This is a genomic window from Streptomyces sp. NPDC055103 (assembly GCF_053607625.1).
The window spans coordinates 1-17,534 of sequence record NZ_JBSGTX010000111.1; the positions used below are offsets into that span (position 1 = coordinate 1).

Consider the following 17,534-nt stretch of genomic DNA (forward strand, 5'->3'; position numbering starts at 1 on the left):
CCCGCCCACTTTCCGCGCCTGTTTTTGGTGGGGGGGGGGGGGTTGTTTTGGGGGCCCCGGGGGGGGGGGGGGGGGGGGCGGCCCCCCGGGGGGGGCCCGCCCCTCGGGGTGACGCTAGCGAGTCATCGCCCGCGCCGGGCGGTCATAGGTCACGGATCACTGTGATGCGGTTACCGGACCCACCTGGTGCCGAATCCCCAGTGCACGTGGACCTTGCCGCGGCGCGTGCCAAAGTTCTTCTCACGCCGGAAGGAGTCGAGCCAGCGCTTGGGGCTCTGCGGGGAGCCGCGGAGCCGGAACCGGCTCCACACGCCTCCGCCGAAGGCGGTCGCCGCACCGAACGCCATCCGCTTGTAGTAGCCGGATCGGGTGCGCTTGGAGTTGGCGATGCGGTAGTTGACGGCCGCGCCGCCCGCGCCAAAGGCGGCGCCGATGATCAGGCCGCCAGCGCCCGCGCAGATACCCGCCGTGGCGGCGATACAGGCCGCACCGACGATGCCGATACCGAAGGCCGCGACTCCGCCGTAGAACGTGCGGTACTTGCGGATGTGCTTGCCGACACTGCTCCGCTTGAACTTGTTCCACTTCTTCTTGCACCAGCCGCAGCTCCACCTGCCGTCGAGGTCGTAGGAGTTCAGCGGGTCGGCGTTGACATAGTCGTACGCGTTGGCGCTGCCGCCATAGACCGGGTCCAGGGAGAGGAAACGGCCGGTGGCCGGGTTGTAGACGCGGACGCCCATGAGGGTGAGGCCGGTGAGGGTCTCGCTGGAGCGCTGCTTGCCGCCGAGCCAGTTGTAGCGGGTGGCGGGCTGGCCGGAGCGGGGGTTGCCGTACTCGTCGCTGTCCAGGACCAGCGGGGCTTCGGCCGGGTCCAGCGGCAGCTGGAGGGAGATGTCGCCGTGGATGTTGGTCAGCTGCAGGACGGTGCCGCCGGTGTTGCCGGTGGTGGCGGCAAGGGCGCCGGAGGCCGAGTCGACGTTGCGGGTGATGCTGCCGTCGCTGGGGTTCTCGGTGATCCAGCGGGGGTTGTCGCCGTCGCTGTCGTAGTGGTTGACCTTGGCCGCGGTCTGCGTCCAGGTGCCGTCGGTGTTCTCTTCGACGGTCCAGGAGCGGAAGCGCAGGCCCGCGTCGAGCTGCCAGGTCTGGCGCTGGTTGTTCGCGGTCTGCTGGTGGACCAGGTCGTTGGTGTAGAAGCCGATCTGGGAACCGGGCAGGGCGGTGGTGCGGCCGAAGGCATCGTAGACGTAGCCGGTGTCGGTGAGACGGTCGGCACTGTCGTAGGCGTGGGTGGTGGTGGTTCCTTCGGCGGTCGGGCAGGCCGCGCCGGCCGTGCCTTCGGCGGTGGTGAGGGCGATGCGGTTGGCGCGCTTGTCGAAGCCGTAGCTGCGGCGCGTGCAGATGTCACCGCCGGTGTCGTTGACGGCGGTCAGGCGGCCAAGGGCGTCATAGGTGTAGTCCTGGCCGGACCAGCCGTCGTGGCGGGTGACCTGGCCATGGACGGACTCGGCGACGGTGTCGGAGTAGACGACCTGGCCGTCGCTGTCACGGGTGTAAACCCTCGACAGGATGGCGCCGGTGGTGTCCTCCTTCACCGTGAGGGTGTAGCCGCCGGGAAGCTTCTCCGAGGTGACGGAGCCGTCCGCGTCGTAGAGGGCCTCGAAGGCACCGGCGATGGAGTCGGTCGTCTTGGTGGCCAAGCCGCGCGGCTCGATGGTTGTGTCGTAGGTGTAGGTCACCGTAGACGGGGCCGAGTCGGTCGCCTTGACCGGACGGTCGAGCAGGTCGTACTCGGTCATGGTGCCCCCGCCGTCGGCGTCCGTGTAGGACGTCTGGCGGCCGAGCCTGTCGTACTCCTTGGTGATCGTCCCGCCCGTCGGGGACGTTGTCTTGACGGCCTGGCCGGTGGTCGGGTCGTACTCGACCGTCGACTCCGGAACCGCCTGGCCCACACCGCCGGTCATGACGGTCTTGGTCGGACGGCCGGCAGTGTCAAAGGTGCTGGTGGTGGTACGGGTGATGCCGTTCGCGGTCTCGATGACCTTCGCCGCGTTGCCCCACCAGTCGTACTCGCTGGTGGTGACCGGCAGCTGGTCCGGGTTCGTGCCGCCGCCGGTGATCGCACCCGCCGGGCCGGTAGAGCAGACCTGGTCGGCCCACTCCGGGCGACCAGCACAGGTGCCGGTGCCGGTGCCCGACCAGTAGGTGGTCACGCGGGTGCCCGCGTCAGTGCCGGTCGCGCCGGGAAGGAGCTGCTTGGTGATCCGGCCCTGGGCGTCGTACTCGGTGGTGTCGGTGATCGCGAGACCGGACGGGTCCTTGACCGTCCTGACCGGCAGGCCCTTGACCCAGTCGTACACGGTCTGGGTGACGCGCGAGTCGGCCATGGTGGTGGTGCCCAGAAGCTGGGCGCCGGTGGTGACCTTGGTGACCTGGTCCTCGACCTTCGCCGTGCCGTCCGTGGGACGCCCGGCGTCGTACTCGTTGACGGTCCAGGAGCGGGCCACGGCCGACTCGCCGTTCAGCGAGATCCGGCTCAACGGTCCGAACTCCTCCAGCTCACGCTGTCCCTTGGTGTCGTAGACGGAGGTCGTGGTGAGCAGGTCGGCTCGGTCCGCAGAAGGCAAGTCGTTGATGCCGAGGTCGGTGAGGGTGGCCTGGTCCGCGGGCGTGCCGCCGAGAGCGAGGGCGCGGTTGCTGGCCGAGAGTTCCCAGACGGTGTTGCCGAACTGGTCGTACTCGGTGGTGGAGATGTGCCCGCCCGGCGCCGAGGTGTTGACTTCACGCCCGGAGGCGTTGGTGTAGGTGACCGTCGCGCGGTGGTAGTCGGAGGCGGTCAGGCCGTCACCGGAGTGCGCGGCAGGGACGGCGTCGGCCGGGAAGACGGCGGTCGCGTCCGACGGGGCGTCAGACTGGCCCCATGCCTGCACGTCTGCGACGCCCATGGCGTAGGGGGCGTTGGTGCCGGTGAGCGGGACGTCGTAGACGATCGAGGTCGACGCAGTGCCGGATTCGATGTCCTTGGTGCCCTGCTGCAGACCGGAGCGGCTGGCCTTCAGTAGCATGCCGTCGCCAGCGGTGGCGGCGTTGCCTGCCTTGCCGTAGGTGAAGGACCACGGCAGCTGACCGGCAGGGGTCAGGCTGGTGACGCGGCCGGCGGTGTCGTAGGCGTACTGGGTCTTCAGCGCCGGGGTGATCAGCGGGTTGTACGTCTCGCGCAGGCGGCCCGTGGTGTCGTACGCGTACCTCTGCACCGTCTTCGCACTCGCCGTGGCGGCGCCGGGCTCGGTGGACCAGCCGCGGATCTCCTTCACCTGACCGACGAAGTCACCGAAGACCGAGGCGGTTGCGCTGGTAGCGGTGGCGTAGACGAACTCCAGTGCCCGGCAGCCCTTCGTCGACGGCGTCGCCGTACACGTGGTGGCCGAGGCGGCGGAGGTCGGGGAGATGACCAGCTTAGGGCGGGCCAGCTTCTTGCCGTCCGTACCGGTGACGGTCTCGGAAATGACCGTGGTGGTGGTCTGGGCGAGGCCGTCCATGGTGCTGGAAGCGACCTGCCACGTCGTGGCGGCAGCGTCGGGCTTTGTGAGGACGGTGAGGGTGCCTTCGGTGTCCTTCAGCGTGAAGGAACCAGTGAGGGAGCCGGTCAGCGTCAGGTCCTCGGCGCCAGGCTCGGGCTTCCAGCCGCCGCCCGTGGTGGCGGTGAAACCGAGCTCCTCGCCCTCGACGTCGACCAGCGCCACCGAAGTGCCTGAGGTCTGCCTCACATACGCCCAGTCGGACTCGGTGATCTCAGCGACGGTGCCGGAGGTCCACTGTGGACCGAAGATCGCGGCCTGGCCCTCCTGCTTCGCACCCGCGTCCGCGCGGCGCGAAGACGCCGTGCGCGACACCGACAGCCCGAAGAGGGAAGCGTCGGTCGCGGAGAGGGTGTAGTCACCTGTCAGCAGGTTCACCGAGCCCGGGCCCGCCTCTTCGGAGGGGGCGGTGCCGGCGTTGCGGTCGACGGTGATGTCGTTGGCCGGGGAGTAGGCGGTAGTGGTGCCGTCGGTGAACGCGGCACGCACCTCGATCGGACCGTCCTCAGCCAGCGTGTCGGTGATGTTCCACGTGAGCCCCGCCTGCTTGCCGCCCGTGACCGCGACCGGCCATGACGACACCGCATCGGTGCCCTTGCGGACATCGGCGACCGGCACGTTCTTCCACGCGTCGGTCTCCCCACGCCGGTACTGGTAGGTCACACCGGTGTACGAGGTCTGGCCCTCGGCCGACAGCGCCACACGCCGCGCCGGACGCTCGCCCTGGCCAGGCGTCAGCAGGGCGGCTCCGGAGCCGGCGTAGAAGACGTAGCCGCTCTCTGTAGAGACGTTGCCAGCCGGGTCCACCGTGCGGACGGTGACCGTGCGCTTGCCCGCGGCGAAGGTCAGGGTCTTGGTGACGGTCGTGCCGGTGGTGGCAGCGGACTGCCAGGCCCCGGCGTCCAGCTTGTACTGCACCTCGGTCACGTCGCTTGTGGGCGGAGTGAAGGCGAACGAGCCGGAGAACTGGCCGTTCGCGTCGGGGGTGCCGGACCAGGTGTTGGCCGGGTAGTCACTGGAGGTGATGGTGCTGGTGGCGGGCTTGGTGGTGTCGACGGTGAAGTAGTAGTCCGGCAGCCAGTTCGACCAGGCGTTGCCGTCGTAGACGCGGCCGGAGAAGTGGTAGGTGCGGCCGTTGACGAGCTTGCCCGTCGGCACGGTGTGGGAGACCGTCTTGTTCGTGACCGGGGTGAGGGTGCCGGGGTCGTACACCTCCACGTTGGTGGTGCCGTCCCACAGCTCCCACTTCGCGCGCAGCGTGGTGGTTTCGGCGTCGCTCGCGGTGTACTTGAGGGCGGGCGTGGTCGTGGTGACCCAGTTCTTGCCCGCGGTCGTACGGCCTGGGGTGGCGCTGGTAGGGCTTCCGGCGACCGGGACGGTGTTGTACGTGACCGACATGTATGGCGTGTACGAAGCCGAGTTGCCGGAGTGGAACCGCTTCCATCCGTATGAGTCGGATTCGTCCGTGGCCTTGATGCCGAGGGTGTTCGTGGCGTTGCCGTTGCCGGACCAGGCCGATGCCAGGGTTGTGAGGTCCTGGCTGACCCAGCCGTCGGCGCAGGAAGACGTGGCGCCCTTCGTGGCCGTGGACGTGGCCCACTTCCCGTTCCACCGCGGCTGGGACGTCCACCGCGTGTTCGCCGTCGCCAGTTCGGTGTCCCAGACCTCCCAGCTTCGGGCGGAGCAGGACCAGGAGTGGTGGTTCCACAGGTTCAGTTTCGCGCTGAGGACCTGCTTGCCCGCGATCTTCGCCATGGGGAACGACAGGTACGAGCGTGCGATCTGGCCGGAGCCGTTGTTGCCGAGCTTCAGCTCCGTCTGCGCGGAGGTGTCGACGGCGTAGCCCTGCTGCACGAACGTGTCGAAGCTCGCCCCGATGTTCACCGCCGGGTCGACGGTGACGGGGAACGTGGTGGCCGGGTCGGCCAGGAACGCCGCATCGGGGGTGAGGGTCAGGTCGACCGTGTCACCGTTCTGCGTCACCTTCAGGCCGACGTCGGCCCGCCGGGTGTGCTCACCGGACTGCGGATCGAGCGTGGCGTCCCACATCTCCGGCGCCGGCAGCACGCCGACCTGCTTGCCGGACTCGGTATCCAGGAAGGTCACCGACCGGTCGGCGTTCTGCCTAACGGTGATGCCCTTGGCGTTCAGCGTCAGCGTGACCGAACCGGTCGCGTCGATCGCGGAGCGGTCCTTCAGTTCCAGGAACTGCTCGAAGCCCGTACGCGTCGACTCGATGACCAGGTCCGTCGCCGTCAGCGCGTCCGTATACCGGGCCGTCGTCCCCGACAGGGCCGGCTCCGGCAGAACACCACGCCACGACAGATCCAGCGCACGGCCCTCGCCGGCGTCCAAGGACACCAGTGGAACCGGGGTGGTCTGCGCCTCACCGCCGTCACCCGACGCCATCACCCGCGCGGCCTGAACCGCCGGGGTCCTGGCCCCGAGCTTCAGACCGAGCGGATGGTCCTTGGCGACGACCGAACCATCGGCAGACTTTGTCAGGTTGACGTCGACGGTGCGCCAGGCGCCCGTGGCCTTGTCGCGGAAACGGACCGGGCCCGACGCGGCATCCGTCGTCACCGTGCCGTCCGGATTCGCCCACGTCGTCGCCGACTCCGTCCGCTCCGACAACGCCTCCACCCGATTGCCCGACAGACGGGCCGCGACCGTAGCCGACGGCAGATCCGCCGCTTCAGTCGGATACGGGGTGTTGTCGACCGCTGGGAGCTGCGACGGCAGAGCCACAGCTTGCCCCGTGGTCTCCAGCACGATGGCGGTCTCGATGGCCAGCACGGCCGCCGTAGCGAGCGCCACCCTCCGCAAAGTCCGTCTGGTCAACCATCTCCCACCTGTCCAGTCTGGTGGTGATATGTAGTCAGTCATACGTAAAATCCCTCCCCTTGGAATAGCCGCCTGTGCGGCTAGCGGAGGATCCTATTCCTCTCAGTGAAGTTCTCGTGAAGAGGGACGTGTCTGCTTGCTTAGGCGCAACGAGTTGATGCTCACGCGGGGCGTGAAAGAGCACGCCCGATCCCCCCGCTGCCCGCGGGCGAACACCCCGACGACCTCCTCACCGACAAGGAGGTAGCCGCGGCCCTCGGCAACACCCCCGGCACCGTCCGCGCCTACGCCTCCCAGGGCCGGAGCGCGCCCGGCCGCTCCCCCTGGTGGCGCCGACGGACCTGTGGCAGGCAAGGGCTCAGGGGCGGTGTCCACGACACCGAGAAGAGGCAGAGCTCGCACGTAGACTGCAGGCTGCAGATCTGTTGATCTGCGGATTCGGGCTGGTGCACCTGGAATTGAGGCTCGCCGCCCGACGAAAGACGGACAACGCGGCGCGCGATCCGCGGCAGGCGAACCACGGCCGGGTACGGGCAGGGCGGGAGCCGGCACGGGGGTGGGAAGGCAGTGCTGCGAGCGCATCAGACCGAGGCAGTCGACGCGGCGGTGCGCACCCTGGGGAACGTTCCGCCTGCCGGTACGGGACTGCGGGCCACGATCGTCTCGGCGTGCGGGACGGGCAAGACTTTCATGGGGGCGCACACCGCGTTGCGAGTGGCGCGCTCGGGCCGGGCGTTGGTGCTGGTGCCGACCTTGGATCTGCTGGTGCAGACGGTTGCCGCCTGGCGGGAGGCCGGCCGCGCAGGGGCGATGGTGGCGGTCTGCTCGCTGCGCACGGATGCGGAGCTGGATGCCGCCGGGGTGCGCTGCACCACCGACCTGCGGGAGCTGCTGGGATGGGCCGGCGGGGCGGGGCGGGTGACGGTGTTCGCCACGTACGCGTCGCTGCCGGTGCTCGCCGAGGCTCATAGGGCGGGGCTTCGCCGGTGGGACTTGGTGGTCGTCGACGAGGCCCACAGGACCTCGGGCTTGATGGGTAGGGCGTGGGGCTGCGGTCCATGACGATGCCGTGCTGCCGGCGGAACGTCGGCTGTATCTGACCGCGACGCCGCGGGTGGCCGATCCCTGGGCCACGGAAGACGACGAGGAGGCCCAGGGCGGGCCGATGCTGGCGGCGTCCATGGATGACGAGCGGGTCTTCGGGCCGGTGGTCTACCGGCTCTCGCTCGCCGAAGCCATCGCTCGCGGGCTGCTGGCCCGCTACCAGATCATCGTGATGGAGATCGGCGCCGAGACCCTGGCAGAGGGGAGGCCGGAGGAAGACGTACAGGCGGATATAAGCGTGGCGCGGCTGGAGGCGCTGACGGCGGCCGTGCTCAAGACCGCAGCCATCCATCAGCTCGACCGGGTGATGACGTTCCATCACCGCGTCGCGGACGCCCGCGCGTTCGCCCAGGCGTCGCCGGAGGCCTCCCGTCAGCTGTGGGCCGCGGATCCGGTGGTCTATCCGCGGCGGGTGTGGTCCGGCTGGCTGCACGGCGGACACGGGATGGGTCACCGGCGGCAGGTGCTGGCTGAGTTCGCCCGCGGCTGGGACGCGGACGGGGTGGTGGCGGAGCGCTGTGTGCTGTCCAGCGCCCGGGTGCTGGCCGAGGGGGTGGACATCCCCGAGGTGGACGCGGTCGTCTTCGCCGACCCCAGGGAGTCGATCGTCGACACCGTCCAGACCGTCGGGCGCGCCCTTAGGCAGAGCCCGCGCGGGAACAAGGTCGCCTCCCTGATCGTTCCGGTCTTCCTCTCCCCTGACGAGCAGTCCGAGGACTGGCTGGCCTCCGGGGCCTACCTGCCGCTGGTCAAGGTCCTGGCCGCGCTGGCCGCCCACGACACCGACGTGGTCGACCGGCTCGCCGCCTGGCCCGGCGGCGGCGCCGCGGGCGCGGCCCGCCTGGAAGGGCCGCTGCTGTTCGCCACCGACCGCCATCCCGCCGACATCGCGGAGTTCGTCAGACTGCGCGTGATCAACCTCGAGCGCCGCGGCTGGCTGCGCGGATGGTCGGCCGCCCGCCGCTTCCACACCACCCACGGCCACCTGGCCGTTCCCTTCCACGCGAAGGACGGCGCCTTTCCGGTGGGGCATTGGATCGCCGACCAGCGCAAGGCCTACAACACCCGGCGGCTGGCCGCAGTACGCATCGAGGCTCTGGAGCGGCTGGGCATGGTGTGGAGCCACCCCGACCACGCCTTCACCACGGGGCTGCAGGTGGCCCGCGCCTACCACGCCGTCCATGGTCACCTGACGGCCGAGCAGAGCGCGGTCGTGGACGGCTTCCCGATCGGTGTATGGCTGGCCAACCGGCGCCGGGAGGCACGCCTTGCCGTCGGCGCACCAGGGGCGCTGAGCGAGACGCGCAAGGCAGCGCTCGCCCAGGTCGACCCCTGCTGGTGCCCCGCGTGGCCGCTACCCTGGCAGCGCCGCTACGCCCTCCTCAAGCAGCACCTCACCGCCGGCGGTTCGGTGGATATCGCGCCCGGGCACATGGTGGCGGGGGAAGACATTGGCGGCTGGGCGGCCCGCCAGCGCACCGACTGGGACATCCTCCACGAGGAACAGCGCCGGCTGCTGACCGGGCTCGGCGTGACACCCACCGGCGGTGGGCCCCGGAGTACGCCGCGCGTCACGCACGACAAGACGTTCGCGCGTAAGCTCGCCGCCGCGGCCGCCTACGCACAGCGTGAAGGGCACCTGAACGTCCCCCGCACACACGTAGAGATCATTGACGGTTCCGAGACCAAGCTCGGGATATGGATCTCCAACCAGCGTTCCCGCCGAGCAAGACTGCACCCGCAGCGCATCGAGGCCCTCGACCAGCTCGGCATGCGCTGGAACTGAAGCCGGCGGCGGGGCCCACCGCAGCAGAATCCGCCCCGCGCACACGACCCTGCATTCACGTGGCTCGGCAGCACCCGCGACCTCGGCCTCGGGCGAGCAGTTCACGCGGGTTCCGCGCGGCCTGGTCATGGTGCGCCGGCCGAGGGCTTGTTGACACGCCGTACACGCAGTCGCGGACGCCGGGCGTGCCTTGGCACCTCGACGTCCATGCCTGACTCCGTCAGCTCTCGGTAGAACCACTCGATCCCACGGGCGGGAACGGCGCCGCGCTCGATGTCGGTGCTGGGCTGAGGTGGGCGCAGTCGGGCCTGTTCGGCGAGCCGAAGCAAGCCAGGGTGCTCCTCGGGACGGATCAGCAGGGGTGCGCCGGGTGCGGGGGCGAGGCGGGTGAAGTGGATGGCGGCGCGCAGGAAGACGGTCGCCCAGGCGGGAACGGCATGGATGGCGCAGCCGTCGATCTGCCCGAGCGGGTCGTGCAGGGCCAGGGTGGAGGTCTCCTCGCGCCAGTCCGCCAGGCGCGCGGTGCCCAGTTGCTGCCCTGCGGCGCCGGTGAAGACGGCGGCGGCCAGCGCGGCGGCCAGGCGGGGGTGCGCGGTGACGCCGTGGACGCGACGGGTGATCTCCACGGTGGTCCGTGACGATCGCGGCCGCGGCCGGGTCCGGTAGCGCCACCTTATCGGCGGCGGGACGCATCCGATGCAGTGGTCCTCCCCGTCCCAGTCCGCCAGCCGCTCCAGCGCCGGCACGGTGATCCAGCGGCCGGCAGCCCGCGGCGGCGCGGCAGGCCGGCCCGGGCCGGGCACGGCTGCCCCGGCGAGGAGGTCGCCGGCGGCCGAGGCATGGACGAGCGTGTGGGGCACGTCGGTGAGAGCGTCGCGCAGGGCAGCGGTCGGGCGGGAGCGGTGGCACACCAGGACCAGGTGCGCCCCGGTGAACGCCCGCAGGTCGAGCAGGCGTTGCAGGCGGGTACGGGTGAGCAGGTGAGCACGCAGGACCGTCAGGCGTGTTGCGGGGATCGCCGCCAGCCAGGCGGTGGCGGCCTCCCACACCGGGGCGCGCGAGTCCGGGAAGCCCAGGAGGTGTGCGGGTTTGCCCAGCGCCGCCAGGAGGTCGTGGGCGAAGTAGCGGTCGCTGGTGGTGCCCGGGGTGGGGTGGACAGTGACGAAGCCGGCCGCAGGGGCGTGTGCGGCGAGCGCCGCGCGGGTGACAGCGGCGTCGTCGCCGGGGTCGAGCAGGACGGTGACGTCAGGAGATATGTCGTTCACGGGTCGTGAGCGTCTTCAGTCGGCGCCGGGGCGCGGCGGGCAGATGCGGGCGGGTCCGGGAAGTGCTCACGGCCGGGTGCGGCGGCCGAGCTTGCTGAAGACCCAGCGCAGCAGGTCCCGGTTGACCTCGAGATCGGGGGTGGCCTGAAGGGCCCGCCCCAGGTGGTAGGTGATCTTGGCCCAGGTACGGAAGACGCCGTGGGCGGCCACGTCGTCGCAGTACAGCAGGTCATCGGGATCCACGCCGTGCCACACCGGGTGATAGGCGGGGATCGTGGTCAGGACCTCTTTGCGGGTCAGCGGCCGAAACTCCTGCCAGATGTGCACCCGGGAGGCCAGCATGTCCTTGCCGGCCAGGACCTCGTAGGTGTTGCCGCCGCCGACGAAGACCACCGCGATGTCGGTGTAGAGGTCGTCGAACAGGTGGCGGAAGTACTCGAAGGACTCCTCCCGCAGCCACTGCGCCTCGTCGCAGACCAGGACCCGGAACTGATCGGCCAGGACATCCTTGAGAAGGGTGTCGAACGCGGTCGGCTGCCTGGGCGGTCTGCCCGGCAGACCGAGCACGTTGAACAGGTTGTGGCGAATGTCCAGCACGGTGGGCCGGCCGCGGAACTCGATCCGGCGCGTCGCGCCCGGCGCCAGCTCCCGCAGCGAGGCGTTGACCGACATCGTCTTGCCCAGCCCCGCCGCCCCATAGACGCACATCATCCCTCGGGCGGCGATCACCTCCCCGAGATTGGCCAGCGTCTGACTCATCGCCGATGTGCCCATCACGTGCGCGTCGGGCAGCCACAGGTAGTGGTCGGCGCGCGGCGGCGGGAGCGGGCCGCGTCGCGGACGGGCAGAAGGGCGGGCGGCGGGTATGGCGTTCATCGCGGCGCAGGGATGCTTTCGTCGTCTTCGAGGCAGGGAGCAGCGGGCTTCTTGGTGTCCGGCGCGGTCCAGGACGCGGGCAGCTGGGCGGGCAGCGGCAGGTACCCGGGCAGCGCCACCTCGCTCAGGTCCGCGGCGGCCAGCGCGCGCACCGCGGTGTCGGCCTCCAGCTCGGTGACCGTGCCGAGCACCTCGGCCGGCGTGCCGCGGGTGGCCGCCGCGTAGCGGGTGGCGCGGTCCTTCTCCGCCGGCTGAAGCAGCCGCTTGAGCCGGTCGGCCTCCCTGGCACGGGCCCGCTTCATCTCACGGATCTGCTCCGCACTCGCCCGGTTCGACAGGTACGCCGACCCCAAATGCCGCCCCGTTATGGCGTCATAGACCTCGATCTCGTGCTCGTGGTGCGGCATGTAACGCAGCCGCACCTTCCGCCCCGCCTGCCCCGTCATCCACGCGTTGACGTAGTGCCGGCTGCGCCAGCGCACCCCCTTGCCGGTAAGGGTGCGCACCCGCCCGTCGTCCTCGAGGGTGAACATGTGCAGCGCGCCCGGCTCAGCGTCCTCGACCGGGGTCAGATCTGCTTCCCACGCGGCCGCGGGTGTACGGCCGGCAAGCGAGCGGGGCCGGTGGTCGGTGTTCCACCAGGCCACCCACTGCACCAGCAGTTCGATGAACGCCTCCAGCGGCAGCAGCCGCTGCCCGGCGGCCGGCTTCCTGCCGCCCTTCAGACTCGGCGCGGCGGTGTAACCAGGCAACTGGGCGAAGAACATCTGCTTCGCCGCCCTGTTCAACGCCTCTACCGTGCCCTTCAGATGCGGGCTGTAGCCGGGCAGGTCCACCACCGGGACCGCGAACGCCCCAAGCGCCTCCCCCACCGTGCGCGACAGGAAGTCCCGCCCCCGGTCCACCCGTACCGCCCCCGGCAGACCGCCGAACGGGCCGTGCTCACCCTCCCGCGAGACCGCGTCCCTGAGCGCCACCAGCACCGACTCCCGGGAAGGGACCTGCGCGGTCACAGCGAACCCGCAGATCACCCGCGTCGCACAGTCGATGAACCAGGTCACCCACGGACGTCCTGGCGTTCCGTCGATGTCCACCTCGACCTTCACCTGGACGTGGTCGGTCTCCCATACGTCATTACGGTGACCGGCAGGCCGCTCAAGAAACACGTCATGATCCCGGCGTGCGGCCTCACCACCACGCATCCCCGCCCGCAACCCCGGCGACACATCCCGCTCAACCGCCCGGTACAACGTCGCCAAAGACGGCACCGCCCCACCCGCCGCGGCCGCCTCGGCCACCAACTCCCGGTGCAACCCGGCCACGCTCCCTCGGTGGAACGCAAGCCGACGAGCCAACTTGGGCGTGAGAGTGAACCGGCAGCGCTCAGCCCGTTCCAAGCGGCCGTCCACGCGCGCCGCCACCAGCCACCGGCGCACCGTCCGCTCCGACACCCCCAGCGTGTCAGCGACCATCCGCCGATGACCAGCCGTCAACTCCCCCCGCTCGGCGAGCGCCAGCAACCGCCGCACCGCGACCGGCCGCAACACCCCCGCATCCGACACAGCCCCCACCAACACGCTCCCCACCACAACGGGCACCCACAGCCCACCAAAAATGATCAAGAAGGGAGCCTACTCCATTGGAGCATTCACCTTGCTGACCAGCTGATTCTCAATCACTGACCAACCGTCCTCATCTCACTGTCCAGCCCGACACCCTCCCCCATCACCCCGAACACCACGCAAGACAAAACCAAACAGCCCACTCAACCGCATCCACCCATCCGGACACTGAAATGAGAACCACACCAGACAAGAATGCGAGAACGCCCAGGCAAGGGTGGCGCACGTCAGTTGGCAAGCTCGGGTCACGGGCGGTGATCGTCTTGGGTGAGGGTGGCGTCCCTTGGCGTTTGAGGTGTCGCGTCATCGGCCGGAGTTTCCTTGCGTCCTTTCGGGTGGTTTGCGGGCTCTCCGCGGACCAGGCAGCAGGGTGCCTGAAGGATTCCTTGCGGGTCGTGCCCTACGGCCCGGGGAAGGATGGTGCGCATCGATGAGTGCGACACGACGAAACGTTCTGGGTGCTGCTCTGGCCGCGCCCTTGCTGGCGCAGTTCGCCGGGACGGCGTCCGCGGCGGATGAGAAGTACGGCACGGTCTCCGACGGCTGGGTCGAGGTCCGGTGGTCCCAGCCGGTCCAGGCGGAGCTGGACCGGCTGGGAGCGGTGGTCGAGGTTGTGGCCCCTGCCGAGATGGTCAAGTCCTCCGGTGGTCCGGCGGTGCGGTTCCCCGTGCGGTCCGGCAAGGGCGACCCCTCGCTGACGAAGCTGCCGAAGGCCAAGGGCAACGGTGCTCTCGACGGCGGGGTCTCGGTGCGGTCGCCGCTGGGCAACGTTCTGCTCACCGACCTGGAGGGCGCTCTGAAGGACGAACTGGCGTCGGGAAAGTGCAAGGTCAACGGCGTCACTGTCGAACACACCTCGGCCCTCCGGTGCGGGGCGGAGAAGGGGAAACTGTCCACCGACAAGGTTCCGGTGGGCAAGCCGCTGAAGGTTCGGCTCAGCGAGGTGCCGCTGTACGCCACCCCCGAGATGCTCGAGGCGTACACCGCGACGTTCGGCACGTCCGCGTTCAGCGAAGACACGGTGCTGGGGTATGTGACCGTAGCGGGCACGTACACGCCGCCGAAGCCGTGAGGTAAGCCTGGGCCCGGGCTCAGGACGCCCGGGCCCGGGCTCAGGAGGGCTTAAGCCGGCTTTGCTGAGCGGGCCGGCTCTGTTGGCCGGGTGGGTCCGGGGAGAGTGCCGCCGAAGCGGCGCTGGCGGCCGGCGTAGACGGTGACCGCTTCCCGTAGCTGTTCCAGACCGAAGCTGGGCCAGGGCGTCGGGTCGAAGACCATCTCGGCATAGGCCAGATGCCAGGGCAGGAAGTTGCTGATCCGCTGCTCACCGGAGGTGCGGATCAGCAGATCAACGTCCGGAAGGCCGGGTGCGTACATGTGCCGGTCCAGGTCGGCGGGGCCGATGTCCTCGGGCCGGATCGCTCCGGTGGCCGCTTCGGCGGCCAGCGCGCGGGCGGCCTCGACCAGTTCTTCGCGGCCGCCGTAGTCGACGCAGGCGGTCAGCGTCAGCGTCTCGTTGTTCGACGTCATGCTCTCCACCAGGGTCAGCGCGGAGGCCAGCGACGCGTCGATGCGGTCACGCCGCCCGCACCAGCGCACCCGCACCCCCAGGTCGTGCAGCCACTCCGCACCCCCCCGGGCCATCGCATCGCCCATGATCTCGAACAAAGCGTCCAGTTCGTCCTGAGAACGGGACCAGTTCTCGGTGGAGAACGCATAGAAGGTCAGGTGCCGCACTCCCAGCCGCAGCGCGGCGTTGACCAGCCGCATCGCGGACCACTGACCCGCCTGATGCCCCCAGGATGCCGGCCGGCCCTGCTCCGAGGCCCATCGACGGTTGCCGTCCATGATGACCGCGACATGCTCCGGTACCGCATCCACCTGCGCGTGCGGCCATACCGGGCGGCGAGAGGTCCCGTCGGCGGACGTCAGCGGCTCAAGGCCCTGAGTGAAGACCCGCTCCTGGCGGAGTGCGGTCTCGTCGAACTGCAGATGGCTTCCCAGTACCACCAGGTGAAGGAACGGCCGATACTGGCGCTCCACCATGCCCGTCACCGCCGCCGCCTGTTCCAGCAGGACGTGCCAGCGGCCGAGCTGCAAGCGCACCAGTTCCGCCAGCGCCCCGGGGCGTGTGCCGCACTGGAGATCACTCACCTCCAGTCCCAGCGCCCGCAGATCAGCGCGCGGCAGGTAGCAGCGGCCGGCAGCGAGGTCCTCCGGCATGTCCTCGAAGTTGTCCACGGCCTGGCCCGCCTCTCCCAGCAAAGAGGCCAGCGCCAGCATCTCTGGGTCCCTCACACCCAGCAGCGGGGACCACAGCTCATAAGTCACACCCCCCGTACCCCTCAGATATCGCCGCTGGTCATCGAACGTCTCGAAGACAGGCGGACTGACGCAGTCGGCTTCCAAGGTGCCCAGAAGCTCCTCGATCACCGCACGGTCCAGATTCCACCGCCACACCGTGTCCACGAACGCCCGCAGCATCGGATGCCCGCTGCCCCCCGAACGCAGCCCCTCGCGAGTGGCGGCGCACCAACGGGCAAGCCGCTGCTGACGCTCCGACACCGTTCCGTCCCTGTCGGCGATGTCATCAGTCTGCGCAACGAAGCCGTGGACAGCGTGCATAAAGGGGCGAACCGTGGCGGGCAGCAGCTCGGTTGCCCGCCACATCGGTGGATGGAACCGCCTGATCAACGACTCGCACAGCGCGTAAGACTCGCGCAGCTCGGACGAACCAGACAAAGTCTCATCGCTCATCATGCACAGACCTCCCCTTCGACCACGCTGTCGGTAGCACCCTCACGCCTCCGGGCAGCGCGGGCAGCAACAACGTCTCCCCACTGACGGACGGACGGTCGGGATACCTCCCCATCAGTAACGACACGCCGACCGGCCGGTACCGGGCAGCAAGGGCTGGTTGGAGCCCGGCGGCGCTCACCGACGGTGCGCGGACTCTGTCCACAGGGCCGCGATCAGAGCATCAGTTCCAAGGCCGCCGCGATAAGCGGGGCGGACCGTACGTGAGGAGCTGTCATGCCCGAGAACACCGTCACCGCGCCGCTCGCTCCGATGGAGCCGGAGTACGTCGCCGACGTACTCCGCCAGCTGGAGGCCGCCGGGATGAAGCAGCCGATGGAAGCGCACCCGGTGGGCCGGACCACCGCGTAAAGCGCATCCGGGACGGCGGTGCTGCGGCGCACATCGGGACCGCACCACTGCCGCGCCACCGCGCCGCCCGTCGTGGTGCGCTCCGTCGGCATCACCGCACCGCACCAGGCGCGCGCCACGGTCGGGCGGGCTCCTCTATCACACACCCCCTTGACCGCGACCTGATCGCCAGCCAAAACAGGCTGTGTCAAGGGGAAACGTCCTCGGTAGCAGACCTGGACAAGGGGGGTTGGCGGTGGGCGCACCGGTGCGGTGCGGGACATCGGGTGCGGTGCACCGGGCGCGCGCGCGAGTGCGCGGCGTCGTCGGGTGGTGCGGCGCACCGGGTGCGGTGCACCATCGCGGTGCGGCATCGGCGGTGGCGTCCATCGTCATCCGGCGCACCAGAGTGAGTTCCCGCCAACTTGAAGTCCCAGGTCAAGGGGCTGGTGTGATCGGTCCTCGGGGTACTCGTGCTGGTCGTGGGCGGGAGTCCGAGGAGAAGATCGTCCGTCAGCGGTTGACTTCGAGGTTCGTCAGGACGAGCAGAGCGCGCAGGAGTCGGGTGGCCCGGGCTGGATCGGTTCGTAGCTTGGTGAGGACCCGCCAGTTCTTGAGGTGGGCGAAGCCGTGCTCGACTGGTGCCCGTCCGACAGCGAGGACGCGGTTGGCGGTCTTCTGGCCTGGGGTGAGCTTGTGGGTGCGGCTGGCGGCGTAGCCGGTGACGATCACGGGGTCGAGGATGTCGTTGTCCAGGCCGCGGAAGCCGAGGTCGGCCAGTGCCCCGAGGCCGGCGGCGCGCAGGTGGGCCAGGATGTGGTCGTGGCGGGCGGCGGTGTTGTCGTGGGTGCGGCCGGGCCGGGCGGCGGATATCCAGATCAGGCGCCCGTTCTCGTCGGTCAGGGCGAGAAAGTGCAGGCCGTGGGTGCGGTGCTTGCCGGAGTAGTTCCGCCGGTCGGCCTTGCCGGTGCGGCGCCTGGTGCGGATGAGGGTGCCGTCGACCAGGACCACTTCCCCGCCCTGCTCGGCGACCTGTTTGAGGGCGCGGTCCAGGCGCGGTGCCTGGGCGGCGAGCAGTCCGATCAGCTCGTCGCGCCAGCGGCGGACGGTGGACTCGGACACGTCGTTGCCGCCGGCCATGTCGGCCAGGTGTTGGTCGTGGCGCAGTACGGCCAGGACGATCACGGCGATCTTTCCTGGCGGCAGGATCCGCCACCGGGACCCAATGAGCCTTTTCCATCTTGATCAGCTGGCGAGTTCGAGGGCGACGACGGCTCGGACGACCGCGGTGATTCGGGTGGTGCTGCAGCGGAGCTTC

Annotated in this window: 10 protein-coding genes; 4 read left to right on the forward strand and 6 right to left on the reverse strand. The window is 69.9% G+C overall.

Annotated elements, in window-relative coordinates:
- Window positions 1-170: 170 nt before the first annotated feature.
- Window positions 171-6,392, reverse strand: a complete 6,222-nt coding sequence (locus tag ACWFR1_RS38150; RefSeq protein ID WP_453560162.1) for a DNRLRE domain-containing protein — start codon at window positions 6,390-6,392, stop codon at window positions 171-173.
- Window positions 6,393-6,986: 594 nt separating this feature from the next.
- Between ACWFR1_RS38150 and ACWFR1_RS38155 the strand changes: the two genes are divergently transcribed.
- Together ACWFR1_RS38155 and ACWFR1_RS38160 are read left to right on the forward strand one after the other, a co-directional pair.
- The gene (locus ACWFR1_RS38155) at window positions 6,987-7,481 is read left to right on the forward strand and encodes a DEAD/DEAH box helicase family protein (protein ID WP_453560164.1); all 495 of its coding nucleotides are present in this window, start codon (window positions 6,987-6,989) and stop codon (window positions 7,479-7,481) included.
- Window positions 7,482-7,488: 7 nt separating this feature from the next.
- On the forward strand, window positions 7,489-9,309 hold the full coding sequence (locus tag ACWFR1_RS38160) for a Helicase associated domain protein (protein ID WP_453560166.1): 1,821 nt from the start codon (window positions 7,489-7,491) through the stop codon (window positions 9,307-9,309).
- 125 nt (window positions 9,310-9,434) lie between these two features.
- On the opposite strand, the gene ACWFR1_RS38165 is transcribed toward ACWFR1_RS38160, so the two are convergent.
- The 3 genes from ACWFR1_RS38165 to ACWFR1_RS38175 all read right to left on the reverse strand — a co-directional run bounded on the left by ACWFR1_RS38165 (window position 9,435) and on the right by ACWFR1_RS38175 (window position 12,979).
- Window positions 9,435-10,574, reverse strand: coding sequence for a hypothetical protein (locus tag ACWFR1_RS38165; protein ID WP_453560169.1), 1,140 nt, complete (start codon window positions 10,572-10,574; stop codon window positions 9,435-9,437).
- Window positions 10,575-10,640: 66 nt separating this feature from the next.
- Window positions 10,641-11,450 (reverse strand): AAA family ATPase, encoded by an 810-nt coding sequence (locus ACWFR1_RS38170; RefSeq protein ID WP_453560171.1) that lies wholly within the window; start codon window positions 11,448-11,450, stop codon window positions 10,641-10,643.
- Entirely contained in the window at window positions 11,447-12,979 is a 1,533-nt protein-coding gene (locus ACWFR1_RS38175; RefSeq protein ID WP_453560181.1) for a Mu transposase C-terminal domain-containing protein, read from the reverse strand. Before ACWFR1_RS38175 ends, ACWFR1_RS38170 begins: the two co-directional genes overlap by 4 nt.
- A gap of 523 nt (window positions 12,980-13,502) precedes the next feature.
- On the opposite strand from ACWFR1_RS38175, the gene ACWFR1_RS38180 reads away from it, so the two are divergent.
- A complete protein-coding gene (locus ACWFR1_RS38180) occupies window positions 13,503-14,144 on the forward strand; it encodes a hypothetical protein (protein ID WP_453560173.1) in 642 nt (213 codons plus the stop codon).
- Between the two features lie 50 nt (window positions 14,145-14,194).
- Here ACWFR1_RS38180 and uppS read toward each other — a convergent pair whose 3' ends face one another.
- Complete coding sequence (gene uppS / locus ACWFR1_RS38185; protein WP_453560175.1) at window positions 14,195-15,829, reverse strand: polyprenyl diphosphate synthase; 1,635 nt, start codon at window positions 15,827-15,829, stop codon at window positions 14,195-14,197.
- Between the two features lie 273 nt (window positions 15,830-16,102).
- Here uppS and ACWFR1_RS38190 point away from each other — a divergent pair, with 273 nt between their 5' ends.
- Window positions 16,103-16,237, forward strand: a complete 135-nt coding sequence (locus ACWFR1_RS38190; protein WP_453560177.1) for a hypothetical protein — start codon at window positions 16,103-16,105, stop codon at window positions 16,235-16,237.
- Window positions 16,238-16,729: 492 nt separating this feature from the next.
- Here ACWFR1_RS38190 and ACWFR1_RS38195 read toward each other — a convergent pair whose 3' ends face one another.
- On the reverse strand, window positions 16,730-17,401 hold the full coding sequence (locus ACWFR1_RS38195; RefSeq protein WP_453560179.1) for a transposase family protein: 672 nt from the start codon (window positions 17,399-17,401) through the stop codon (window positions 16,730-16,732).
- Between the last annotated feature and the right edge of the window lie 133 nt (window positions 17,402-17,534).

Bases quoted from the DNA above. Each gene is read 5' to 3' on its own strand.
- ACWFR1_RS38170 (WP_453560171.1), bottom strand. From the start codon at position 11,450: ATGAACGCCATACCCGCCGCCCGCCCTTCTGCCCGTCCGCGACGCGGC.
- uppS (WP_453560175.1), bottom strand. From the start codon at position 15,829: ATGATGAGCGATGAGACTTTGTCTGGTTCGTCCGAGCTGCGCGAGTCT.
- ACWFR1_RS38190 (WP_453560177.1), top strand. From the start codon at position 16,103: ATGCCCGAGAACACCGTCACCGCGCCGCTCGCTCCGATGGAGCCGGAG.
- ACWFR1_RS38180 (WP_453560173.1), top strand. From the start codon at position 13,503: ATGAGTGCGACACGACGAAACGTTCTGGGTGCTGCTCTGGCCGCGCCC.